The organism is Burkholderia sp. 9775_39 (assembly GCF_015712225.1).
Classification (GTDB): Bacteria; Pseudomonadota; Gammaproteobacteria; order Burkholderiales; family Burkholderiaceae; genus Burkholderia; species Burkholderia cenocepacia.
Window position 1 is genome coordinate 53528 of record NZ_JACCQC010000026.1, and the last position, 25484, is coordinate 79011.

The following is a 25484-nucleotide window of genomic DNA, read 5'->3' on the forward strand; positions in this document are numbered from 1 at the left end:
GCCGATCCCTACTATCGGTTTGTGAACTGACAAACTGAAAGGAGTAGGGATATGAACAAGGTCTATCGCAGCGTTTGGAACGCCGTGACCAGCACGTGGACGGCCGCAGCCGAAACGGCGAAGTCGCATTCGAAGGGTTCGTCGCGCGCGGCGCGGCAGGCGGTGATCGCGCTTGCGCTGGGGAGCGCGTCGATCGGCGGCGCGGCCGCAGCGGAAGTCTGTACGACGGCGGACGGCGCAAGCGGTCAACTGAACGCCGCGGGTGAATGCCGAATCGGCGACGCAGGTTCGATCGGCATGGTGACTTCGACCGACGACACCAGTACCGTAGCCGCCAACAGCAACGGAGCAATCGGCGTAATGGCCACGGCCGGCCAACTCGACACCGACATTCAGTTCGGCGCGATGAGCACAGGTGGCTCTATTGGCGCAAGCGCCGGTGGACTCAACTCTTTGGCGATCGGCCGCAATTCGAACAGTTCCGGCACGAACGCCGTCGCACTGGGCTTTAATGGCCGCGCCACCTCCGACAGCACGACAGCAGTCGGCGTCGGCGCGATTGCTACGCAGAGCCACGCAACGGCTTTCGGCTCTTTAGCAAGTGCTACAGGTGCGAATTCGATCGCAATCGGCGTGACCTCAACTTCGGCCGGAACGGGGTCCATTGCAATTGGGGAGGCTGCCGCCGTCGTCAGTGGTACGGACAACTCGATCGCGTTTGGTGTGAATGCGCGAACGACGAACTCGAGTGCAACCGCGATCGGTGCCGACTCCTCCGCAGCGGCAGGCTACTCCGTTGCACTGGGCCGATCGGCCATTGCGAATAACTCGAGCTCGCTTTCGATCGGCTCCAACTCCACGGCCAGCGCCGACTACAGCGTGGCGCTCGGCGGCGCGACCGCCAGCGGCCGCGGTGCAATCGTCACGGGTGCTCGCTCTGTTGCGATCGGCACGCTCACCAGTGCCTCGGCGACGGACGCCGTCGCACTCGGCTATGGCTCGGTCGCAGATCGCGCGAACTCCGTTTCGGTCGGCGCCGGCGTCGCAAACGCCGACGGCCGAACCTTTACGCGCCAGATTGTCAACGTCGCGGCCGGTACGGAAGACAACGACGCGGTGAACGTCGGCCAGATGAACACCGGTCTGTCGACCACGAACGCTTCGATTGCTGCGACGAACTCGGCATTGTCGACGACCAATGCATCGCTTTCGACGACTAACGCAACCCTCTCGACGACCAACTCGTCGCTGTCCACCACCAATGCCACGCTGTCGACGGCCAATTCGCAGATCGCTTCGCTCCAGGGCGACATGACGGCCGCAAAGACCGGCATCTCGACGAACACGTCCGACATCACGAAGCTCGGCGACAAGCTGAGCGAACTGTCGAGCGGCACGATCGGCCTCGTTCAGCAGGCCACCAAGAGCGACAACATCACCGTCGGTGCGGAAACCGGCGGCCGCGTCGTGGACTTCACCGGCATGGACGGCACCCGCACGCTCACCGGCGTCATGGCAGGCGACGTGTCGGCGGCCAGCACCGAAGCCGTGAACGGTGCACAACTGCACGGTGTATCGGAAAGCGTCGCGTCCGCTATCGGCGGTAGTTCGATCGTCAACCCGGACGGGTCGATCTCCGCACCGGTCTTCACCGTCGGCGACGGCAGCGGCGGCACCAAGATCGTCAACTCGGTCGGTGACGTCGTCACCAACCTCGACAACCGTACGACGACCAACGAAGGCGATATCAAGAAGCTCGCTGACGATATCGGCAGCGGCACGCTCGGCCTCGTCCAGCAAGCCGCCAAGGATGACAACATCACCGTCGGCGCGAAAACCGGCGGCCGCGCCGTCGACTTCACCGGCTCGGATGGCACGCGCAAGCTCACGGGCGTCATGGCAGGCGACATCTCGGCGTCCAGCACCGAAGCCGTGAACGGCGCGCAACTGCACGGTGTGTCGGAAAGCGTCGCGTCCGCTATCGGCGGTAGTTCGATCGTCAACCCGGACGGGTCGATCTCCGCACCGGTCTTCACCGTCGGCGACGGCAGCGGCGGCACCAAGATCGTCAACTCGGTCGGTGACGTCGTCACCAACCTCGACGGCCGGACGACGGCCAATGAAGGCGATATCAAGAAGCTCGCTGACGATATCGGCAGCGGCACGCTCGGTCTCGTCCAGCAAGCCGCCAAGGATGACAACATCACCGTCGGCGCGAAAACCGGCGGCCGCGCCGTCGACTTCACCGGCTCGGATGGCACGCGCAAGCTCACGGGCGTCGCGGCAGGCGACGTGTCGGCAGCCAGCAACGAGGCCGTGAACGGTGCGCAGCTGCACGGCGTATCGGAGAGCGTCGCAGCAGCCATCGGCGGTAGTTCGATCGTCAACCCGGACGGTTCGATCTCCGCGCCGGTCTTCACCGTCGGTGACGGCAGCGGCGGCACCAAGATCGTCAACTCGGTCGGTGACGTCGTGACCAATCTCGACGGCCGTACGACGGCCAACGAAGGCGATATCAAGAAGCTCTCGAACGACATCGGCAGCGGTACGGTCGGCCTCGTCCAGCAAGCCGCCAAGGATGACAACATCACCGTCGGCGCGAAAACCGGCGGCCGCGCCGTCGACTTCACCGGCTCGGACGGCACGCGCAAGCTCACGGGCGTCGCGGCGGGCGACGTGTCGGCAACCAGCACCGAAGCCATCAACGGTGCGCAACTGCATGGCGCGTCGGACAGCGTCGCCTCGGCCATCGGCGGCGGTGCAACGGTGAACCCGGACGGTTCGATCTCCGCCCCGTCCTTCACCGTCGGCGACGGCAGCGGCGGCACGAAGATCGTCAACTCGGTCGGCGATGTCGTCACCAACCTCGACGGCCGCATGACGACCAACGAAGGCGGCCTGAAGAAGCTCTCCGAGCAGCTCGAAAACGGCTCGCTCGGCCTGGTCCAGCAAAACCCGGCCGGCACGATCACCGTCGGCGCGCTGGCCGGCGGCACGTCCGTGAACTTCACCGGCGCCGATGGCGCACGCGTGCTGTCCGGCGTCGCCAACGGCGTGGACGACGACGACGTCGTAACCGTGTCGCAGCTCCGCGCGACCGGCCTGATCGACTACACGGGCAAGGAAGTCGGCGCGGTCACCTACGACTCGGGCCTGAATTTCGACACCGTGACGTTCGCCGGCACGTTCGGCACGAAGCTGCAGCGCGTGGCCGCCGGCGAGATCAGCGCGACGAGCATGGACGCCGTCAACGGCAGCCAGTTGTTCGATTTGCAGGAGCAGTTCGCGAAGCAGTACGGCGACCTGAGCGGCCAGCTCGGCGACCTGTCGAGCCGCTTCGGCGACCTGTCCGATCGCCTCGGCGATCTCGAGGCGAACCCCGGCACGGGCGGCCCCGGCACGGGCGACGGCTCGACCGTCGTCGGCGAGGGCGCGGTGGCGTCGGGCGAGAACAGCTCGGCGATCGGCGACAGCGCGCTCGCATCGGGCGAAAACGCATCGGCGGTCGGTCAGGGCGCGATCGCATCGGGCAACAACGGCTCGGCCATCGGCCAGGGCTCGGTTGCATCGGGCGAGAACGGCTCGGCACTCGGTCAAGGCGCGGTCGCGTCGGGCGAAAACGGCACGGCGCTGGGCCAGGGCTCGGCGGCATCGGGCGCGAACGGCACGGCCGTCGGCCAGGGCGCGGTCGCATCGGGCGAGAACAGCACGTCGCTCGGCCAGGGCGCGTCGGCCACCGGCAGCGGCTCGGTCGCGATCGGCCAGGGTTCGGTCGCGACGGAAGCCAACACCGTTTCGTTCGGCGACGGCACGGCAGAAGGCAACCGCCGGCTCGTCAACATCGCGGACGGCATCAACGCGTCCGACGCGGCAACGAAGGGGCAGCTCGACCGTGCGATGGAATCGGTCGACGCACGCTTCAACGACACGAACCGCGCGATCAACGACGTCGCGAAGAACGCGTACGCCGGTATCGCGGCCGCGATGGCGATGCCGAACATGACGCCGTCGCAGCCGGGCAAGACGGTCGTCGCGGTCGGCGCCGCGAACTTCAAGAGCGGCTCGGCGATTGCCGCCGGCGCCACCTATCGGTCGCGCAACGGCAACTGGCTGGTGAACGGCGCGACGTCGATCACGTCGGTCGGCGATGTGGGGGTGCGTGCCCAGGTCGGCTACGAGTTCTGACCGGCGCGCTCCGCGCAAGCGGAGCGTCGACCCGAAGCGGAAGGGCGCGAGCCCTTCCGCTGTTCGGCCGACGGCCAGTGGCGATTCATCCGAGTCACCACCGGCCGTCGGCGCGACGGGATCGCGTCCGGCCAGCCGTTTCGCCGCGACCGATCGCGCCCCGCGCCGGCCCCAATCCGCGTCAACGACGCCGAGCGCGTGCCGTCAGGCACCGCGCAACGCGCGAGAAACCCATGAACAGAACCTTTCCCATTCGCATCGCGATCGCCGACGATCATCCGGCGGTCGTCATCGGCGCCCGCTACGAGCTGTCGGCGACGAACACCGTCGCGGTCGTCGCGACCGCGCACAACTCGACGGAACTGATGGACGCGCTGTCGAACCATCCGTGCGACGTGCTGGTGTCCGACTACGCGATGCCGGGCACCGAATACGGCGACGGCCTCGCGATGTTCACGACCATCCTCAAGCGCTTTCCCGGCTTGAAGATCGTCGTGATGACGATGATGGAAAACGCGGTGGCGCTGCGCGCGCTGATCGATATCGGCATCGCATGCATCGTCAGCAAGTCGGACATGCCCAATCACCTGACGATGGCGATTCACGCGGCCTATACGAACGGCCGCTACCTGTCGCCGTCGATGGACCGGATCCTGCGCAATACGGGCAGCGTCGGCGGCCGGGCGCCCGCGCTGTCGGTGCGCGAGGTCGAGGTGATCCGCCTCTTTTCGTCGGGGCTGTCGGTCAACGAGATCGCCGACAAGCTGAACCGCAGCAAGAAGACGATCAGCACGCAGAAAAGCTCGGCCATGCAGAAGCTCGGCATCGAGCGCGACGTCGACCTGGTGCGCTATGCGATCGCGTGCGGGCTCGTCACCGACTACGGCTACGCGCCGCCCGCGCGCGGCGATGAAGCAGGCGGCTGAAACCGCCGCCGTGACCTGAAACGAAAAACCCCGGCAGCCGCGAGGCGCCGGGGTTTCGGTGCGCCGGTACGATCCGGCGCGTACACCTTCCTGCATGGCCGCCATCCCGCGCGGCCGGCATCGTCGCGCGTGCCGTCAAGCCGGATCGACGCTGCCTTCCTCTTTCGTGTCGCCGCCCCGCCCTTCGCTGGCCGACGCGGCGACGATCCCGTGCTCGATCGCGTAACGCAGCAGGTCGATGTCCTTCTCGATCCCGAGCTTTTCCATCGCGCGCGCCTTCTGCGTGCTGATCGTCTTCTTGCTGCGGCTGAGCTTGTCGGCGATCTCGTTGACGGTGAGGCCCGACGCATAGAGCCGCACGACTTCGAGCTCGCGGTCGCTGAGGTCGCGCTTCTGGTCGGCCGCGCGGGCGCTCGAATGCGACGTGAGCGTGCGCACGACCTTCTCGACCGACGGCGAGAAATACGTGCCGCCCGTCGCGGCCGCGTGAATCGCGGGAATCAGGTGATCGATCGTGTCGGACTTGCTGACGATGCACTCGATGCCGAGCCGCGTCAGCGCGCCGATCACGGCCGGGTTGTCGAGCATGGTCAGCACGACCAGCTTCACGGCCGGGTGATTGCGCTGGAGATAGGAGAACAGCGTGATGCCGTCGCCGTGCGCGCTGCCGGGCATCGCATAGTCGGACACCACGACGTCGCACACACCGGCCTCGACGAGCCGGATCAGCTCGGTCGAATTGACGGCCTTGCCGGTCAACTGGATCGTCGGCACCGACGACAGGCCGTGCTCGACGCCGACCAGCATCGCCGGGTGGTCGTCGGCCAGTACCACGCGTATCAGATAGCTTCCCATAGTCGTCCAGATGTGCGCGGCAATCGTCGCGGCCGGCTCGCCGCCTGGCGGGCGGCGACGGCGCGCATCGCGGCGTCGTGGATCGTAATTGGGCGCTATCTTCGCATGAAACCGGGGCGGCAACCATGGATCGCGCGGCGGGCCGCAGCCCGGGCCGGGCGCCGGCACGAAAAAAGCCGCCGGCGCATCGAGCGCCGGCGGCTTCGAACTTCTTCCGGGGACAGCAGGCCGGCATCAGCCGGTCATGCCGCCCCAGCCTTACTGCGCGTCGATCCGGACCTCGACGCGGCGGTTCTGCGCGCGGCCTTCGGCCGTCGCGTTGGACGCGACCGGCTCGGCGGCACCCTGGCCCTGCGACACGAACGACTGCGCCTTCAGGCCGTTGGCGCTCAGGTAGTTCATCGCGTTGCGCGCGCGCGAAGCCGACAGCGCGAGGTTGTGCGTCGCGCTGCCCGTCGAATCGGTGAAGCCGGTGACCGTCACGCGACGGAATTCGACGCCGCGATTGACCTCGATGAACCGGTCGAGATTGCTGCGCGCCTGCGGCGTCAACACCGCGCTGTCGAGCGCGAAATTCGCATCGCCCTGCAGCAGCACCTGGCGCTGCGGGACCGGCGCGGGCCGCGGCTGCGGCTGCGGTTGTGCGACCGGCGCCGCCACCGGGGCCGGCTGCGGCTTGCCGCACATGAACGTGATTTCGCGCGGGTCCTTCATCGGCGCACGGCTGTACACGCGGTCGATCATCTCGAGCGGCGTGAAGCCCTTGCCCTGGCAGAATTCTTCCGCCGCGCGGGCACACGCGTTCGCGCTGCCCAGCAGCCCGTCGCAGCTCACGCGGAACACGTTGTCCGGCTTGCCGGGAATCGACACCGCACGGATGTCGTAAGTGACGCCCGATTGCGTCGTGCACGCACCGAGCGCCATTGCGATCGCGCCGATCGACGCGGCGCGCAACAACAAGGTTTTCATGGTCATGATGAAACGCCCGCCACGAAGGCGGGCGCGTAAAAAAGTTGAATGAGGGAAGTCGGGGCGGGCGGGGCAAGCTGCTGCCCCGCCCGGCGCGTTACCACTGATACGAAGCGCCCACGCCGACCGTATTGCCGCCGCTCGACATACCTACGCCGGCCTTCATCTTCAGGTTCTGCGTGATGCGGGCTTCGCCGCCGAACGCCACCGCCTGATAGCCCTTGTAGGTCGCGCCGCCGATACCGAACGAAATCGTCTTGCCCGGATCGACGCCCGGAATCATCGTCAGCGCGGTGGCCGCGGCGATACCCGAGTACGCGTTACGCGACAGGTCGTTGACCTGGCCCTGCATGCCGCCCATGGCCCGGTCGAGCTGACCCTTCGTCGCGACGTCGGTCGCGTTCACACCATCCGACACGTTCGAGATCGTGCGGGTCCGGTCGATCGAGCCGACCGACACGGTGTCGTCGCTGTACGCGGTCGAACCGGCACCCAGCGCGACCGAGTTCGAACCCGACGCGTTCGCGCCCGAGCCGATCGCGACCGACTGGTTGCCCGATGCGTTCGAGCCGCTGCCGATCGACGTGGCGCCTTCGGCCGCGCTCTTCGCGCCGGAGCCGATCGCGACGCCGTTGCTCTGCGACGCACCCGCGTTCGAACCGATCACCGTGGCGTTGTTCGCGCCCGTGCCGATCGTCGCGCCCGAACCGGCGGCCGTGTTGCCCGTACCCGCGCCTGCGTTGGCCGGCGTCGTGCTGCCCGTGCCCACATCGGTGCCGGCGAAGTAGTCGTTACCCGAACCACCGTTGCCCGGACCACCGCTGCCCGGCGGCCGCTGCTCGAGATCGCCGACACGATCGTCGAGACCGCCGATACGGTCGCTCAGCTCGCTCAACTGGCCGAAGTTCACCGCGTCGTACTGGCTCGCGCCGTCCGCCACGTTCGTCAGTCGCACCGGCGCCGCGCCCGTGCCGCCCAGCGTCACCGAACCGTAGTTCGGCGTGCCGTCGCGGTTCAGGTCGTAACGCACCGCGAGCGAATCGGTCGCGCCGTACTGCGCTGCCGCCTGCACGGCTTCGGCCACGGTCTTGTACTTGCTGCCGTTCACCTCGATCGACGTATCCGCGAGCTTGCCGTCGGCATCGACCGTCGTCCCGCCGCCGATCACGTCCGCCACGCTCTGCGCGGTGCCGTGCAGCTGCGAACCGTTGACCGCGTCGACGCTCGTCGCGCTCACCGCGCCCGCCGCCACGCCGGTCAGCACGCGGTTGCCCGCCGTGCCCGCGAAGTTCACGGTCGTGCCGTCCGTGTCCTTCGCGACCGTGATGTCGCGCGTCGTATCGTCCTGCTGAACCAGGCCGATCGAACCGTGGACGAGGCTGTTCGAGATGTTCTCGATCGCATCGCCGACGTTGTCGAACGTCTTGTCGCTGACCTTATACGACGGGTTCGTCACGTTGCCGTCCGCGTCGACGCTCGCGCCGCCGCCGAGCGACTTCGCGACGCTCTGCGACACGCCGTGCAGCTGCGCGCCGTTGATCGCGTCCGTGCTGGTGGCCGATACCGCGCCCGCCTTCACGTTCGAGATCGTCGTGCCGTTCGCGCCGGCCAGCGTGACCTGGTCGAAGTTCGCCGAGCCGTCGGCATTCTTGCCGTACGTCACCGCGAGCGAAGCCAGACCCGCACCCGGGTTGGTCGGATCGACCGGCGCCACCAGGCCTGCGTCCTGCAGCTGACCCAGGTTGATCGCGTCGTGACGGTCCGTACCGTCGGCAACGTTCTTCAGTGCAACCGGAGCCGTCGCGCCCGCGCCGCCCAGCGTCACCGAACCCATGTTCGGCGTGCCGTCCGCATTACGGTCGTACGTCACCGCCGCGATCGACTGACCCGTGACCGGATCGACCAGACCCGATTCGGCAAGCTGCTTGTTGATCACGGTGATGTTTTCCGTGTTCGTCACCGTACGGCCATCGAGGTTCGACAGCGCATCGCCCACGTTGTTGTACGCGACCGACTTCGACGCATCGGCCGGATCGGCCAGCGAGTACGTCGGGTTCGTCACCTTGCCGTCCGCGCCCACCGTCGAGCCGCCGCCCAGCGAATCGGCGACGCTCTGCGCGGTGCCGTGCAGCTGCGCACCGTTGATCGCGTCCGTGCTGGTGGCCGTGACCGCGCCCGCCTTCACGTTCGTCAGCGTCGTGCCGTCCGTGCCCTTCAGCGTGACCACGTCCTGCGTCGCGCTGTCGTATGCCACGGCGAGCGACGTCAGCCCCTTGCCCGGATTCGTCGGATCGACCGGTGCAACCAGGCCCGCGTCCTGCAACTGGCCGAGGTTGATCGCGTCGTTGCGGTCCGTGCCGTCGGCGACGTTCTTCAGTGCGACCGGCGTCGTGGCGCCCGCACCGCCCAGCGTCACGGCATCCTTCGCCGCGCTGTCGTACGTCACCGCCATCGACGTCAGCTTGCCCGAGCCGTCTTCGCCCACCAGGCCGGCGTTCTTCAACTGGCCGAGGTTCAGCGCATCGCCGTCGTCCGTCGCGTCCGCGACGTTCTTCAACTGCGTCGGACCCGTGCCGTTGCCGAGCGTCACCGAACCGTAGTTCGGCGTGCCGTCCGGGTTACGGTCGTACGTCACCGCGGCAATCGACTTGCCCGTCGACGGATCGATCAGGCCCGCGTCCTTCAACTGCGAAACGTTCACCGCGTCCATGTCGGCCACACCGGCCTTCACGTTCGACAGCGTCGTGCCGTCCGTACCCTTCAGCGTGACGACATCCTTCGCCACGCCGTCGTACGCGACGGCCAGCGACGTCAAGCCCGCACCCGGGTTGGACGGATCGACCGGCGCAACCAGGCCCGCGTCCTGCAACTGGCCGACGTTGATCGCGTCGTGACGGTCCGTACCGTCGGCAACGTTCTTCAGTGCCACCGGCGCCGCTGCGCCCGTGCCGCCCAACGTGACCGTGTCCTTCGCTGCACCGTCGTACGTCACTGCCATCGACGTCAGGTTGCCCGCGCCGTCGTCGCCGACCAGACCGGCGTTCTTCAACTGGCCGAGGTTCAACGCATCGCCGTCGTCCTTCGCGTCCGCGACGTTCTTCAGCGCCACAGGCGTGGTTGCGCCCGCGCCGCCCAGCGTCACGCTGTCCTTTGCCGCGCTGTCGTATGTCACTGCCGCAATCGGCTTGCCCGTCGACGGATCGATCAGGCCCGCGTCCTTCAGTTGCGAGACGTTCACCGCGTCCATGTCGGCCACGCCGGCCTTCACGTTCGACAGCGTCGTGCCGTCCACGCCGGCCAGCGTCACCTTGTCGCGTGCCGCGCCGTCGTACGTCACCGCCATCGACGTCAGGTTGCCCGCGCCGTCGTCGCCGACCAGACCGGCGTTCTTCAACTGGCCGAGGTTCAGCGCGTCGCCGTCGTCCTTTGCGTCCGCGACGTTCTTCAGCGCCACAGGCGTCGGTGCGCCCGCACCACCCAGCGTCACGGTGTCCTTCGCCGCGCTGTCGTACGCCACGGCCAGCGGATTGCCACCGCTGTTCTTGTCGAGCGCGCCGAGGGCATCACCCACGTTGTGGTAATCCTGGCCGCCGACCGAGTACGTCGGGTCGGTGATCGAACCATCCGCGCCGACGCCCGCGCCGCCGCCGATCTTGTCCGCGACGCTCTGCGACACCGTGAACAGCTGCGAGCCGTTGACTGCGTCGTGGCTCGTCGCGTTCACCGCACCGGCTGCGACGTTGTGGATCGCGACCGGCACGCCGGCGTTGCCCAGCGTCACGCTGTTCTTCGCCGCGCCGTCGTACACCACCGCCAGCGATTCGCCCGTCGTCGGGTCGATCACGCCGCCCTTCTCCAGCGAATCCTTCAGGTCGCCGAGGTTCTGGTTCGTCGCGAACAGCTGCGAACCGTTGACCGCGTCCTTGCTGTCTGCGGCGAGCACGCCATCGGCCACGTTGTGCAATGCGACCGGCGTGGTCGCGCCTGTGCCACCCAGCGTCACGCTGTCCTTCGCCGTGCCGTCGTACGTCACCGCCATCGACGTCAGGTTGCCCGAGCCGTCGTCGCCGACCAGACCGGCATCCTTCAGTTGGCCGAGGTTCAGTGCATCGCCGTCATCCGTCGCATCCGCGACGTTCTTCAGCTGCGTCGGACCCGTGCCGTTACCGAGCGTCACCGAGCCGTAGTTCGGCGTGCCGTCCGCGTTACGGTCGTACGTCACCGCCGCGATCGCCTTGCCCGTCGACGGATCGATCAGGCCCGAATCCTTCAGCTGCGAGACGTTCACCGCGTCCATGTCGGCCACACCGGCCTTCACGTTCGACAGCGTCGTGCCACCGGCACCAGCCAGCGTGACCACGTCCTTCGCCGTGCCGTCATACGTCACGGCGAGCGTCGTCAGGCCCGCACCCGGGTTCGTCGGATCGACCGGCGCCACCAGACCCGCGTCCTGCAACTGGCCGAGGTTGATCGCGTCGTGACGGTCCGTGCCGTCGGCGACGTTCTTCAGCGCCACCGGAGCCGTCGCGCCCGCGCCGCCCAGCGTCACCGAACCCATGTTCGGCGTGCCGTCCGTATTACGGTCGTACGTCACAGCCGCGATCGACTGACCCGTGACCGGATCGACCAGACCCGAGTCAGCAAGCTGCTTGTTGATCACGGTGATGTTTTGCGTGTTCGTCACCGTACGGCCGTCGAGGTTCGACAGCGCATCGCCCACGTTGTTGTACGCGACCGACTTCGATGCATCGGCCGGATCGGCCAGCGAGTACGTCGGGTTCGTCACCTTGCCGTCCGCGCCCACCGTCGAGCCGCCGCCGAGCGAATCCGTCACGCCCTTCAGCTGGCCGACGTTCACCGCATCGGTCGTTTGCGTACCTGCCGCGACGTTGACGATCTGGCGTTCCGCGCCTGCACGGCCGACCGACAGCGCGTTCGCACGATCCGAGAACGCGTTCGCGCCGAGCGCGATGCTGTTGGCCGCGCCTGCGGTTGCGTTCGCGCCGAGCGCCATCGCGCCTTCGACGCTGCGCGCGACGTTCGCACCCGTACCGATCGCGACCGCGTTGGTCGCGCCGGCCCGCACGTTCGCGGCGTTACCGACCGCGATCGAGCCGTCGCCGATCGCCTGCGCACCGTTGTTACCCACTGCCAGCGCGTATTCGCCGTTCGCCTGCGCGTTCGCCCCCAGCGCGACGGCTTGCGTGCCGTTCGTCTGGACGTTCGAACCCACGGCGACCGAGTAGTCCTGGCCGGCGCCGGTCTGCGCGAAGCTGCCGATCGCGACCGAGTTGTTCGAACCCGCGCCGCTCTGGAGGCCCACGGCCACCGCGTTGGCGCCGCTCGCCGCCGTCGACGAGCCGATCGCGGCCGCCGTGGCCTTGGTCGGGTCCGCGCCGTTCAGCGAAGCGACGTTGTTGCCCTGCAGGCCTTCGATCGCGACCAGCGGGTCGCTGACGTCCATCGGCTGCATCGAGCGCGCGCTCACCTCGTCGATCGCGGCCTTCGTCTTCTTGTCGAGTTCCGACGAGAAGGTGTCGATGGCCTGCTGCGTCTTCGACGTCACCGACGTCGACAGGGTATTCAGCGCCGCGTACAGCTGGCCGCCGTTGACGGCGTCCGTGCTCTGGAATGCGACGTCGCCGTCCGCCACGTTGACGACCTTGCGTTCACGGCCCACGTCGCCAACCGACACGACGTTGTTCTGGTTCGCGACCGAGTTGTAGCCGATCGCGACCGAGCCGTTGCCGGTCACGCGTGCGCCGCTGCCGAGCGCCAGCGAGTTCGCGCTGGTGGCACGGGCGTCGGAACCGATCGCGACAGCCAGCGCGCCGCTTGCGACCGCAGGCGTGCCCGTGAACGGGTCGGCATTGACCTTGACGAAGCGCAGGTTGCCGCCCGACATCCGGTCTTCGAGGTCCGACAGGCCCGTGTTCAATTGCTTGACGTTGACCGCGTCGAGGTCGTCGACGCCCGTCGCGACGTTCTTGATCTGCGTCGGGCCTGCGCCGTTGCCGAGCGTCACCGTGCCGTAGTTCGGCGTGCCGTCCGGATTACGGTCGTACGTCACCGCGGCGATGGACTTGCCCGTCGACGGATCGATCAGGCCCGAGTCCTTCAGTTGCGAGACGTTCACCGCGTCCATGTCGGCCACGCCAGCCTTCACGTTCGACAGCGTCGTGCCGTTCGTGCCGGCCAGCGTCACGGTGTCCTTTACATTGCTGTCGTACACCACGGCCAGCGATTCGCCCGTGACCGGGTCGATGACGCCGCCCTTCCCGAGCGAATCTTCGAGATCACCCACGCGCGTGTTCGTCGCGAACAGTTGCGAACCGTTCACCGCGTCCTTGCTCGTCGCCGAAAGAACCCCGTCCGCCACGTTGTGCAGCGCCACCGGTGCGGTCGCGCCCACGCCGCCCAGCGTCACGCTGTCCTTCGTCGTGCCGTCATACGTCACTGCGAGCGACGTGAGGTTGCCCGAACCGTCGTCGCCGACCAGGCCTGCGTCCTTCAATTGACCGAGGTTCAGCGCGTCGTGATCATCCGTCGCGTCCGCGACGTTCTTGACTTGCGTCGGACCTGCGCCGTTGCCGAGCGTCACCGTGCCGTAGTTCGGCGTGCCGTCCGCATTACGGTCGTACGTCACCGCGGCGATCGACTTTCCGTCGTCCCCGATCAGGCCCGAACCCTTCAGCTGCGAAACGTTCACCGCGTCCATGTCGGCCACACCGGCCTTCACGTTCGACAGCGTCGTGCCGCTGGCGCCAGCCAGCGTAACCGTGTCCTTCGTGTTGCTGTCGTACACCACCGCCAGCGATTCGCCCGTTACCGGGTCGATGACGCCGCCCTTCCCGAGCGAATCTTCGAGGTCGCCAACACGCGTGTTCGTTGCGAACAGTTGCGAGCCGTTCACCGCGTCCTTGCTGTCGGCAGCAAGCACACCGTCCGCTACGTTATGAATGGCGACCGGCGTCGCGCCGTCACCCAGCGTGACTGCGGTCTTCGTCGCATCGTCATACGTCACTGCGAGCGACGTGAGGTTGCCAGCGCCATCGTCACCGACCAGACCGGCGTCCTTCAATTGACCGAGGTTCAGTGCATCGTGGTCGTCCGTCGCGTCCGCGACGTTCTTGACTTGCGTCGGGCCCGTGCCGTTGCCAAGCGTCACCGTGCCGTAGTTCGGCGTGCCGTCCGCATTACGGTCGTACGTCACCGCGGCGATCGACTTGCCGTCGTCTCCGATCAGACCCGAACCCTTCAATTGCGAGACGTTCACCGCGTCCATGTCAGCCACACCGGCCTTCACGTTCGACAGCGTCGTGCCGCTGGCGCCGGCCAGCGTGGCCGTGTCCTTCGTCGCATCGTCGTACGTCACCGCGAGCGACGTCAGGTTGCCCGCGCCGTCGTCGCCGACGAGGCCCGCGTTCTTCAGCTGGCCGAGGTTCAGTGCATCGTGATCGTCCTTCGCGTCCGCGACGTTCTTCAGCGCGACGGGCGCCGTCGCAGCCGTACCGCCCAGCGTCACGGTGCTCTTGGTCGCATCGTCGTAAATGACCGCATTGGGATTGCCGATACCGCTCGCGGCCAGCGCATCAAGCGCATCGCCGACGTTGTGATAGTCGGTTCCGCCAACGTTGTAGGTCGGATTCGTGATGCTGCCGTTTGCACCGACGGCCGCGCCGCCGCCGAGCGCCTTCGTCACGCCCGTCAGTTGGCTCACGTTGACCGCGTCGGTCGCGCCCGTACCGGCGGCCAGGTTCACGATGCGCCGTTGCGTCGTGGCATTACCCACCGAAACGGTATTCTGTTGGTTGGCCAGCGACCCGTCGCCCAATGCGACGCCGAACTGGGCGGTCACCGAAGCGCCGTCGCCCAGCGCGACGCCGCGCTGCGTGGTGGTTGCGCCACGCCCGATGGCAATCGCGCCACCGGCAGCCGCATTCTGAGTCGATGCGCCATCACCCAACGCCAACTGCCCGAAACCGCCCGACGTATTGGCCCGCGCGCCAATCGCAATATTGGTCTGCCCTGCGGCGGTAGCCGTGTTGCGCGCGATCGCGCCATCGCCGATTGCGATCGAACTCGCGCCCGTCGCGTTCGCGGCGGTCGTGCCGCGTGCCGCGACGTAAGGATTGGCCGCGTTCGAGATCGCCGTATTCAATTGCCCGACGTTCACGGCGTCCGTGTTGGCCGTACCGGCGGCCAGGTTCGTAATGCGTCGTTGGGTCGTCGTGGAGCCGACGGAAACGGTGTTGTCGGCGTTCGCGATACTCCCCGTGCCCAGTGCGACCGAATTGCGGCCGCTTGCCTGCGAACTTGAACCCAGCGCCACACCTGCCGTCCCTGCGGCCGAGCTGCCGTATCCGAATGCCACGCCAGCGCCACCGCCCATCGCGCTCGCGTTCGCACCCAGCACCGTCGCGCCGGAGCCTGCGTGTCGCGCGTTCGTCCCGATCATGATCGAGTCCGTACCGCCGGCGGCAGCACCGTTGCCGATCGCGATCGATGAATTGGCGCCCGTCACACCACCGGTCGTGACCGATGCGTTCGGGCCGATCGCGATCGAGTTCGTGGTGGCCGCATTTGCCCCCGTAGCCGTGCTGTTGATTCGCACGTACGGGTTGCTTGCGGTCGCAGCGGAAGCAATCGCGGAATTCAGCTGGTTGAGGTTGACCGCATCGGTCCCGGCCGTACCCGCGGCCAGCCCCGTGATGCGGTGGTTCGTCATGTTGACGTTGTTGTTGAAATCGGCGGGACCCATGATGTGAACCCCCGCTCCGCCGAGCAGGGAAAGGTGGCCGTCCCGACTGCCCTGGATACCGGCCTCCGTCCCCGCGCTCCCGCGTGAGCCCGTTGACGTGCCGTTCGCCGTGGCGTTGTTGTAAAGCATGAACGAAGTCGTCCTGTTGCCGAATACGGGGTTCGCTACTCCGCACGACGTCAACGCAGTGCCGGAGCTATTGCCACCGCCAAAAGACGTACCGGGTCTCGATGACCCGGACGGTGAACACAATGACAGAGATCCGTTGCCGTTCGATGCAGCCTGCGCCATCGCATCGACAGACACGGTCCCGCCCCCGACCCCGGCCATCACCGCGACAGCCGCCGTCACCGACGAGCGCATCGTCGAGTTCGCTTTCGATTTGGTGCGCATCCGCGCCGTTTCGGGCGCCGCCGCCCATGTGCCCGTCGTCGCGTTCCAGACGGTCCGATATGACTTGTTCACGTTGATAGCCCCTGTAGAAGAGAAGTGGGAAGGACGAACCTCGTCCACAGTTGCCAATGTATTGATCGCCTGTCATTTCGATAATCAGACGGCTGGACGTGCGATGACTTATTTTGTAGGCCCAGTCCTAACATGACGTTGCTTGACAATCGGTCATGCAAAACACGCCCCGACGCACCGTTCGCTTGATCGATTCCGTTTGACACATCCGCGCGTCAGGCCTTATATACGCAGCGCGCAACCGATTGCATGAATAGGACTGGTCCTATCCATCGCGCGCGAGTGTTTCGGACTGCCCTACATACAGGCCCGTCCGCTATCCCGATAATTTTCCCGTTCCCCGAGCCGGCAACGCATTGCGCTGCCATCAGCATGGCTCGCGGATATCGTCCGCGTCCCGGCCTCGCCGCGGCTCTTGCCGCGCGCGCCGTGCGTGTCTCACGATTTGCGCATTGATTCACCGGTCTTCGTCTCATGCCCATCCGCCATCTCTTCGCGTCCCACACGGACGCCAGCGCGCCGTTCGCGTCGATCGACGACGACGCGCGCGACCTGAGCCTGCTGAACCGGTATCAGCGCTTCACGCTGTACGGCGGCGCGGTCGTGCTGTCGCTCGTGATCCTGATCACCGCCGGCATCCTGCTGGTCGGCTCGGTGCGCGACTACATCGCAGAGCGGCGCGACCTGTTCATCACGCACAAGGCGCTCGTGCAGCTCGAAATGGACGCGAAGCAGGCGTCGATGCGCCGCGCGGTGATCAACGCCGAGCTGTTGTGGAACGGCCATCCGCCACATGCGTGGGAAGCGTCCGACGCGCTGCGCAAGGACGGCCACGTGCTGCTCGCGCCGATGCGCGGCGTGAGCGAGATCTTCCTGGCCGCGTCACCCGCCGCGCTGGCCGACAACGAAACGGATCGCTACGTGCAACTGATGGAGCGCCAGACGATTTCCGTCGCGGCCGCCGAGCGCCAGACCGGGCGCGCGGTGCGCGGCTACGCGTACAGCCCAGACCGCAACGTGATCGCGATCACGCCGCCGCCGTCGATGCCATATCACGACGTGCTCGCGCGCATCGGCGTGCCGGACACGCACGCGCTGATCCAGCACCTCGCGTTCGACGTCGCCGACTGGTCCGATCCGGCGATCGCACGCTACTGGCGCCTGTCGCGCCGGATCGCGTGGCAGGCGCCGGCGATCGATCCGCTGACCGGCAAAACGGTGTTCCGTCTGGTTGAACCCGCGTTCGACGGGCAGAAGCATTTCATGACGTTCGTCAGCGACTTCGACGTCGACGTGATCGCCGACCGGATGAAGCACGCGCCCGACGATGCGGTCGCGATGCTGATCGACGAGAACGGCCGCGTGCTGCTGCACGTCGATCGCACCGGCGACGCGGAAGACGGCGCCGCGCTGATGAAACACGCGCTCGCCGAAGGCACGTGGCGCCGTGGCCTCGTGAATTTCGACGAAAGCTACCGGCACGGCGTGTTCACGATCACCGACCGGATCTCGGATACCGGTTACGCGATCGTCTATGCGTATTCGTGGCACACGATCGCCTATGCGATCTGGTCGACGATGCTGCGCGAATTCGGCACGACCGCGACCATCCTGATCGTGCTGTGGACGCTCGTGATCGCATTCGACCTGCGAGTGTTCGCGCCGCTGTTCCGCCGCTCGCGCCGCGTGTTCGAAAGCGAGCGGATGAGCCGCACGATCGTCGCGACCGCGCCGTTCGGCATCGGCCTCGTCGCGCCCGACACGCACCAGGTGCTGCTGCGCAACCGGATGCTCGAGCTGTACGAGCGCGAGGCCGGCGACCCGCCGCTGCACGAACGGCTGCTGGCGCGCTACCGCGAGCATGCGGATGCGTCGCCGGTCCAGCTCGACGTCGAACTGCCGGTGACGCTCGACGACGGCCGCGCACGCGACCTGCTCGTCAATTTCGTACGCGTCCGCTACAAGGGCAAGGACGCGCTGCTGTGCAGTTTCTCCGACATCACGACGCGCGCCGATGCGGAGCGCGCGCTCGACAGCGCGAACCGCGCGAAATCGACGTTCCTCGCGACGATCAGCCACGAGATCCGCACGCCGCTGAACGCGATGCTCGGCAATCTCGAATTGCTCGACAAGGCGCCCGACCCGAGCCGCCAGAAACCGCGGCTGCATGCGGTCACGTCGGCCGCACGGATGCTGCTCGACATGCTGAACAACGTGCTCGACATGACGAAGATCGAGGCCGACCGGATGACGCTCGAAGCGACCGGTTTCCGGATCGACGAACTGATGCGCGACGTGGCGGATCTGTTCGAGCCGGTGGCCGGCGCGAAGGGCATCGCGCTGAGGATCGACGTCGATCCGGCGGTCACGCATACGTATCTCGGCGACCCGATGCGCGTGCGGCAGATCGTCGTGAACCTGGTCAGCAACGCGATCAAGTTCACCGACCGCGGCGCGGTGGCGTTGTCGGTGTCGGCGCCGTCCGGTGGCGACGCGACGCCCGTGACGATCCGCGTCAGCGATTCGGGCATCGGCATGACGGCCGATCAGCTGGCGCACGTGTTCGAGCCGTTCGCGCAGGCCGACGAGTCGATCGCGCGCCGCTTCGGCGGCACGGGCATCGGCCTCGCGCTGAGTTACAAGCTCGCGGAATCGATGGGCGGGCGCATCGAGGCGAACAGCGTGCCGGGCGTCGGGTCGACCTTCGTCGTCACGTTGCCGCTGCCGCTCGACCGTCAGCCGGGCGCCGCTCAGGCGCTTTCGGGCGAGGATGCGCCGAACGTACGCGTGCTGTTCGTCGACGACAACCCGGTCAACCGTTCGCTCGTCCACGATCAGCTGGACGTACTCGGCTATCAGGCCGATATCGCATCGAATGTCGCGGAAGCGCTCGACCTGGTGGATCGTCACGACTACGCGGTCGTGCTCACCGATCTGAACATGCCGGGCCTCGACGGCTACGCGTTCGCCCGCGTGCTGCGCGAACGCGGCCGCGTGCAGCCGATCCTGGCAGTGACCGCGCATGCCGAACCGGACGAGTTGCGGCTGGCGTGGGAAGCGGGTATCGACGAGATCGTCACGAAGCCGACGTCGCTGAAATCGCTCGAACAGGCGATCACGAAGTACGCGGGGACGTGGCGGCGGCCGGTGTATCCGCCCGCGCCGCCACGCGCGCCCGGTCCGTTGCCGAAAGACCTGCACACGGTGCTCGTCGATGCGACGCGGCGTTCGAGCGCGACTATCGCGCGGGCGTTGCAGGACGGCGACCTGAAGGTCGCGCGATCGGAGATTCACAGCATGCGCGGGGCGTTCGCGATGATCGGCGAGCGGGAGATTTCGGGGCTCTGCGCATCGATGGAAGCGCTCGCGCTGGCGGGGGATGCGGCGGCGTTCGCGCGGGAGTTCGAGCGCTATCGGCAGAGCGCGAACGAGATCCTCATGCGGCGTGCGGCAGGCTGATCGAAACCGTCGATTGAAACGATTTCTGACATATCGACGATGAAACGATGGTGCGTTCGGCCAATGCGAATGGCCCGGAACCGTTATGCAGCAAGCATTCGACGCGTTGACCGGATGGTCAATGCCAATGAATTCGTACGTGACTGGTGCCTGACGCCGGATGTTCTCGGCTACAGTGGCTGCACGTTTTCGCGAAGACTTTCGCGTCATTTCGACATGCCAAGCATGTGATGGAGCGACGATCGAAATCCGCTGCGAAAACGAGCGCGGCCCGCAGGTGAAAACAGCACCTGCGGGCCGCTGACCACAACCAACTCCACACAGGAGAGTTAATCATGGCTGGCGCGAATCATAACGCACCGACGTATTTCCGCGATCGTTTTGTCTCCCCTCGATCGTCTCTTCAATCCCGCCGTATCGTTCCGCACCTCCGGCTCGCAGACATGGCGCCGCCTGTCATGCATCTGTGGATGAAATTGTCCGGCCGCTGGATCGAAGCAGCAGGCTTCGATCCCGAGCAGCGCCTGCGAATCGAGGTGTCCCATCAGCGGCTGGTGATCACGCCGATCGACGATGCGGACTGCGATCCTAGCATGCAAGAAGGATTCCCCGATATCGATCCGGCGGCGATGCGACAGCAGCTGCGACTTTCGGTCACGACGGAGGAAGCGTAATGAACCACGATGCCTCGAACCCATACCCCGACGACGTGCCGGACGATTTCGACTACTACGACGTCGGTGAACTGGCGGCCAAGTCCGTACTCGTACTGAAACTCAACGCATTGATGGCGTCGCGCGGCCTGACCGAAGAAGAGGCTGCGGCGCTCACCGAAATGGCGCGGCCAGTCGTCACCCCCGAGCAGCGCGAGCGGCTCCGGAACGTGACGCTGGATCAACTGATGCTGACGCTGGCGTCGTTCGGCCAGCATGTGGAGATCGTGGTGAAGCCGGCGGGGGAATTCGGGCCGGCGGGGATTACGGTTTCGGTCTGACGGCCTGCGACGCAGGCTTAAAGAAGTGTGTGGCGGCCGGAAGCGCCTCGGCGCTCGCATGAGGCAGCGTTAGGAGTAGGTGCTATCAAACACATAGCATGACGACGGCCGGGCCCAACGGCCGCCGCCGAAGCGGCTCCGGCGCCACACTCGATCAATTTAACGTGGCGGATTGTTACAGCCAATCAGACCAGGCTGATTTTGAAAACCGGCTGACGTATCAGCAACGCTGGCCGGACATGATTGCTTCGATGCTCATTGGCCCGAATTCCGAATGGGTGTATCAACTTTCCAGTAGAGGGGTGTTTCGCGATGCCATTTAAGCAACCCACTGGCGGCCGTACAACGGCGACGAAATCGAACAGGCAACATGTTGATTCAAAGAGATGGGAAGCGGCCTACGGCGACATCAAGAATTCTCTCGATCAATTCGATGTGCCCGAACTACGCCGACTGATCGGTAAAGGGATGGAAACCAACATCGTCTTACGGATCGCAACCGACTTTCCGCATGAACCGATCGAGACGTTATTCGTAGGCCCGAGACTCCCATATTCGACGACCCTGCGCAGTATCGTCGAAATGGAGCACCTCTCTCCCGAGGAATCGGATCGCATCGCACGCACGATTTACATATTTGGCCAAGCGATTGACGTGTTCGAAAGCAAGGGGCTTGCCGCCGCATGGATGCAACTGCCGCGCGCAATGCTCTCCGGTTTGCGCCCGCTGGATATGCTGGATACACAAACGGGATTTGAGCGCATGCGCGATCTGCTGACGCGGATCGCTCATGGCGTCAGTGCCTGACTCCCGCACGCTCAATCAAACGAAAACATGAATCGTAGAGAACATCCTCACGGCACGGACAATGTGCTCGCCGATCTGCATTTCGACGACGCCAAGGAACTGACCACCAAGGCCGCGCTCGCGCTCAAACTCAACGACCTGATCGATAAGCGAGGCCTGAGTCAAATGGAAACGGCAGCAATCACGGGTATGACGCAGCCGAAGATGTCGCAGATCCGCCGCTATAAGCTCCAGAACATTTCGCTCGAGCGATTGATGGAGGCGCTGGTGTCACTGGACCAGCATGCGGAAATCGTCGTTCTGCCCGCAGGGCGCACGCGTTTGGCGGGCATCACGGTAGTCGGCTGAAGAAGCATGCGGCGACGTGATGCGCGCAACGCTCACATCACGCATCGCTTCACCCGTTGAGCTGGACGCGACGCTAACCGCAGCACGCTTCAGGCTCGGTCACGCAAACGAGATAATGAGCTTCTTTCCGCATGCTGCAGCGTATTTGCGCAGCGTCGAAAACGACGGTGAATGTTTCTCGCTCGACAGCGAGGCCTCAAGCCTGGATACGGCGGATGTCGTGGTTCCCATTCGCTCAGCGACTTGCGCTTGCGTCAAGCCCGCTTCTTTACGCGCATCGAGCAATGCGCGAAGCGCGGTAAATTCTTCTTCCAGCGCGTCGTACTCTGCCTTGATGACCGGGTCAGAGAGCAAACGAGCGGTATCTTCGGCAGTGTGCCGGACAGGTACATACCGATCCTCGTTCGCACGTGCGGGGCGAGCCTTAGCCATTACTTTGTACCTCCTTCATTCGCCGACGGGCGATACGCAATTCGTCTTCAGGCGTTTCCTGCGTCTTCTTGACGAACGAATGCAGGATGACGAGTTCGTATCGAACCTGTACGCAATAAAACACGCGTCCGATACCTTCACGACCTCGCGGGCGCAATTCAAACAATCCTGCCCCCATTGCGCGCGAACGTGGCATCCGTAGATCGGCACCGTGTTCCTCCATGGTTTCGAGCAGACGAAGGTAGCTCGCAAGAATGCCCTTGGGCAACGCAAACACATCACGCTTCACACGCTCGTCGTAGTACAGGATCGTCCAGTTCTTCATCGTCATATTAGCAAATATGCTAACACCCATCAAGCCAGTGAAGTGCCTCCGGCCAACGAGCTGCACGCGCGTGGCCACCCTGCGTGTATTGCGACTTCTACGACAACGCAACATGCCTGCCATCGGCTCCAGAGCCTTGATCGGAACCTTCTTGTCCGACCAGGCGAGCAAGACGTCCGGCCTCTATCCGTCAAGTCATCCTCTACACGCTTCCTTCAGACTTTAGGGCGACGTCTTCGCGATTCGCTAGCTAGCCGAACGATCTACCCTCCTACGCCACGCCGCACGCGCTCGACAAAAAGAAAAAACCGCCGCCGTCACAAACGGCAGCGGCTACCCCGGCGAATCACCCGATCCACCGTCTTCCTGATACACCCGCTTACTGCTGAATCGTCGCCTGCCCGGCCAGCTTGTCCACCAGCGCCGTCATCGCACGCTGCTGCGCTTGCGCTTCGAGCTGCTGACGCAACACGTTCTTCGCCGCCTCGAAGGTCGGCACGACCGTCGCGCGCTTCTCGTCGAGTTTCACGATCGCGAACGCGTTACCGACGCGGATCGGACCCGCGACAGCACCCGGCTGCAGCGACGTAATCGCCTGCGCGAGCGGCAACGGCAAACCGCCCGTCTTCCCTTCGGCCACCGGCGTACGCAACTCGACCCACTGCGCGACACCGCCGTTCGGCGTCGTGTTGTACTTCTTCGCCACCGCGTCGAACGCCGCGCCCTGCTTCAGCTCCGCGACCAGCGCGTTCACTTCGGCCGGATCGGCCACGGCGATCACGTCCGCGCGATATTCGAACTGCGCGGCATTCGCGACGACGTCGTCGTAACGCGCCTTCACCTGCGCATCGGTCACCGCTTGCGGGTGCACGTTGTCACGCAGGTAGAGATCCGTCGCCGCGACCGTGCGCGCACGCATCACGACGCGGTTCACTTCGGGGCGGCTGCCGTAGTTGGCCTTTTCCGCCGCCTGCTCGACCAGTTGCTGGGCGATCAGCTCGCGCCTGGCCTGCTCGCGCAGCGCCGGCGTATCGGCCTGACCCCATTGATGAATCAGGACGTCCACGTCGCTGCGCGCGATGGGGGTGTCGTTGACGACCGCTTCGACGCCCGACGGCAGCGGCGTTTCGGTTTTCGTGCCTGCGGCGCGCGCGACGGGGGCGCCGCAGGCGCACGCGAGTGCGATCAGGGTGGAAACAATGGAAATGTGATGCTTCTTCATGACGATTCCTTCATCGATGGAGGGAGGTGCCGCACGCGAGGGCGGCCGTGAGGAGATGCGGCAGCTTCACCGCGGGCAGCCGACCGGGTCGGTGCCAGACAGGCCGCGCGCGCGATCGCGTCGCGGCCGGACCTGAAGCGCGAACCGGTCGAACCGGCCGCGCGTTGCCGTGCAGGGTCACCGCCGTCGGCGAGACACGGGTGACCGACGGAGGGAAAGACAGAGATGAATGCCCTGCGCTCGCATGAGGCAGCGTTCTCCCAACCTGCGACCCGAATGGGGCAGACGCGACCGAGCCCACCGGTCGCCGCAAGGCATTCATGTCTTTCGATCCAGACCGGCCGCGCAAGCAACGGCGTTCGCTTCGGCCGCTCGCGGAGAAAAATACGCCGCCCGACGAACGGGCAGCGCGTCCAACGAAGCATGGCTTCGGATACGAGGTATCGGGCGCGTACCATGCAGCCGCCCGACCTTCGCATTGTCGAAGCGCATACCGCGTCCGCACAATCAGTCTGGTCCTATTCCGCACGACGTCACCGTTGAATCGTCGACGTCTCGCGCACGTTCATCGTCACGGCGAGCGGCGGAAATGCAGCGACGCTGCGCATCGCGCCATAAAACTTGTTCATCGCGACGTCGATCCCGTAGTTCGGCAGCGTGCGGCCGAGCCCGTGCGAGAACAGCGTCTCCGGTTGCAGCGGAAAGCACTGATCGAGCAGGAAGCGCGCACCGGCCGGCGAGATCGTGTACGCGCAGATCCCGTAGAACTCGAGCAGGTCCATCACGAGCACTGGGCCGCGGTCGGTGCGGAAATCGTCGACGGACTGCACGAGCGCCGCTTCGTCGAAGCGCATCGTCACCGGCGTGCGGCTGTTGAAGATCGCACCGCGCAGGATCGAATCGAAGTTGTAGCCCCACGCGACGAAGTCGTAACGGCCGGCATGCGCGGCAAGAAACTGCATCGCCGTCTCGTCGAAGTCCGGGCGGAAGATCGCGTCGTCCTCGACGATCGTGACCAGCTCGTTGCCTGCGGCGATGTCGGTCCACAGGCGATGCGTGGTCATCGCGATGCCGATCGCGCCGCGTGTGTACGGCAGCGCCGGCGCGAACAGGCCGCTTCGTGCGATATCGTCATCCGACAGCGCCCGGCCGTCGACTGCGTCGACGAATTCGAATGCGAGCGCCGGATGGTTTGCACGAAACGTCTCGCGGCGGCCACGCTCGCCGCGCAGCGAAATCACGCGAAGCGTCTTGCAGACGGTCGGCGCATCGATCGCAGGAACACTTGCGGAAGCCATGGCCGCGTCGGTTCGGTCGGTAACGGGCATCGACATCGTCACCACCCCGTCACGATCGAAATGCCGAACACGATGCCGACGACGATACCGATCGTCCGCCCCTGCAGCATCGGCTTCAATGCCGCCGGCTCGTAGAACGGATCGACCACATCCTTGCGGTTGCGCCATGCGGTAACGAGCGGCGGCACGAGCAGCAGCATCGCCATCAGCAATGCGGTCGCCATCGTCACGACCATGCCGCTCGACGACCAGCGCGTGCCGAACTCGACCGCCACATGGACCATCCCGACCGTGGCCGCGCTCGCGACCATTCCGATCACCGTGCCTTTCACCAGAAAATCCGCTGCGCTCATCGTCAGTACTCCCTGTCTGATTGTTGCCGAACGACGTCGGCCGGAATACTGCGTATTACAAAGATCGCCGGGCGCGATCTCTATC

Annotated in this window: 16 protein-coding genes and 1 pseudogene; 8 read left to right on the top strand and 9 right to left on the bottom strand. The window is 65.8% G+C overall.

What is annotated here, in order from left to right; all coding sequences use genetic code 11:
- Window positions 1-51 precede the first annotated feature (51 nt).
- Both H0X90_RS28135 and H0X90_RS28140 read left to right on the top strand, forming a co-directional pair.
- On the top strand, window positions 52-4185 hold the full coding sequence (locus H0X90_RS28135; RefSeq protein WP_077231270.1) for an ESPR-type extended signal peptide-containing protein: 4134 nt from the start codon (window positions 52-54) through the stop codon (window positions 4183-4185).
- A 233-nt stretch (window positions 4186-4418) separates the two neighbouring features.
- Window positions 4419-5111, top strand: a complete 693-nt coding sequence (locus H0X90_RS28140; protein WP_027809340.1) for a response regulator — start codon at window positions 4419-4421, stop codon at window positions 5109-5111.
- Window positions 5112-5246: 135 nt separating this feature from the next.
- On the opposite strand, the gene H0X90_RS28145 is transcribed toward H0X90_RS28140, so the two are convergent.
- From H0X90_RS28145 to H0X90_RS36330, 4 genes and pseudogenes are all read right to left on the bottom strand, one after another.
- Window positions 5247-5966, bottom strand: a complete 720-nt coding sequence (locus H0X90_RS28145; protein WP_074804593.1) for a response regulator transcription factor — start codon at window positions 5964-5966, stop codon at window positions 5247-5249.
- 258 nt (window positions 5967-6224) lie between these two features.
- Entirely contained in the window at window positions 6225-6941 is a 717-nt protein-coding gene (locus tag H0X90_RS28150) for an OmpA family protein (protein WP_069230515.1), read from the bottom strand.
- 91 nt (window positions 6942-7032) lie between these two features.
- Window positions 7033-15696, bottom strand: a complete 8664-nt coding sequence (locus H0X90_RS28155) for a YadA-like family protein (RefSeq protein WP_155123387.1) — start codon at window positions 15694-15696, stop codon at window positions 7033-7035.
- Between the two features lie 390 nt (window positions 15697-16086).
- Window positions 16087-16209: pseudogene (locus tag H0X90_RS36330) on the bottom strand (ESPR-type extended signal peptide-containing protein); the annotation flags it as partial.
- A gap of 426 nt (window positions 16210-16635) precedes the next feature.
- Between H0X90_RS36330 and H0X90_RS28160 the strand changes: the two are divergent.
- The 6 genes from H0X90_RS28160 to H0X90_RS28185 all read left to right on the top strand — a co-directional run bounded on the left by H0X90_RS28160 (window position 16636) and on the right by H0X90_RS28185 (window position 21769).
- A complete protein-coding gene (locus tag H0X90_RS28160; RefSeq protein ID WP_077189764.1) occupies window positions 16636-19620 on the top strand; it encodes an ATP-binding protein in 2985 nt (994 codons plus the stop codon).
- 335 nt (window positions 19621-19955) lie between these two features.
- Entirely contained in the window at window positions 19956-20294 is a 339-nt protein-coding gene (locus H0X90_RS35840) for a SymE family type I addiction module toxin (protein WP_227739722.1), read from the top strand.
- Window positions 20294-20614: a helix-turn-helix domain-containing protein gene (locus H0X90_RS28170; RefSeq protein WP_077189766.1), complete on the top strand. Its 321-nt coding sequence runs from the start codon at window positions 20294-20296 to the stop codon at window positions 20612-20614. The genes H0X90_RS35840 and H0X90_RS28170 overlap by 1 nt, the downstream gene beginning before the upstream one ends.
- Window positions 20615-20712: 98 nt before the next feature.
- A complete protein-coding gene (locus tag H0X90_RS28175; RefSeq protein WP_125346558.1) occupies window positions 20713-20937 on the top strand; it encodes a hypothetical protein in 225 nt (74 codons plus the stop codon).
- Entirely contained in the window at window positions 20927-21421 is a 495-nt protein-coding gene (locus tag H0X90_RS28180; RefSeq protein ID WP_077189767.1) for an antitoxin Xre/MbcA/ParS toxin-binding domain-containing protein, read from the top strand. The genes H0X90_RS28175 and H0X90_RS28180 overlap by 11 nt, the downstream gene beginning before the upstream one ends.
- Window positions 21422-21448: 27 nt before the next feature.
- Complete coding sequence (locus H0X90_RS28185) at window positions 21449-21769, top strand: helix-turn-helix domain-containing protein (protein ID WP_077189768.1); 321 nt, start codon at window positions 21449-21451, stop codon at window positions 21767-21769.
- A gap of 99 nt (window positions 21770-21868) precedes the next feature.
- Here the strand turns inward: H0X90_RS28185 and H0X90_RS28190 are convergent, their stop codons facing one another.
- The 5 genes from H0X90_RS28190 to H0X90_RS28210 form a co-directional block, all read right to left on the bottom strand.
- Window positions 21869-22201 carry a helix-turn-helix domain-containing protein gene (locus H0X90_RS28190; RefSeq protein WP_077189769.1) on the bottom strand — a complete coding sequence of 111 codons (333 nt, stop codon included), beginning with the start codon at window positions 22199-22201 and terminating at the stop codon, window positions 21869-21871.
- Entirely contained in the window at window positions 22194-22526 is a 333-nt protein-coding gene (locus tag H0X90_RS28195; protein WP_077189898.1) for a type II toxin-antitoxin system RelE/ParE family toxin, read from the bottom strand. Before H0X90_RS28195 ends, H0X90_RS28190 begins: the two co-directional genes overlap by 8 nt.
- 379 nt (window positions 22527-22905) lie before the next feature.
- On the bottom strand, window positions 22906-23748 hold the full coding sequence (locus H0X90_RS28200) for a peptidyl-prolyl cis-trans isomerase (RefSeq protein ID WP_077189770.1): 843 nt from the start codon (window positions 23746-23748) through the stop codon (window positions 22906-22908).
- Between the two features lie 533 nt (window positions 23749-24281).
- Complete coding sequence (locus H0X90_RS28205; RefSeq protein ID WP_227739723.1) at window positions 24282-25046, bottom strand: glycosyltransferase family 25 protein; 765 nt, start codon at window positions 25044-25046, stop codon at window positions 24282-24284.
- Between the two features lie 38 nt (window positions 25047-25084).
- Window positions 25085-25399: a hypothetical protein gene (locus H0X90_RS28210; protein ID WP_006494471.1), complete on the bottom strand. Its 315-nt coding sequence runs from the start codon at window positions 25397-25399 to the stop codon at window positions 25085-25087.
- Window positions 25400-25484 lie beyond the last annotated feature (85 nt).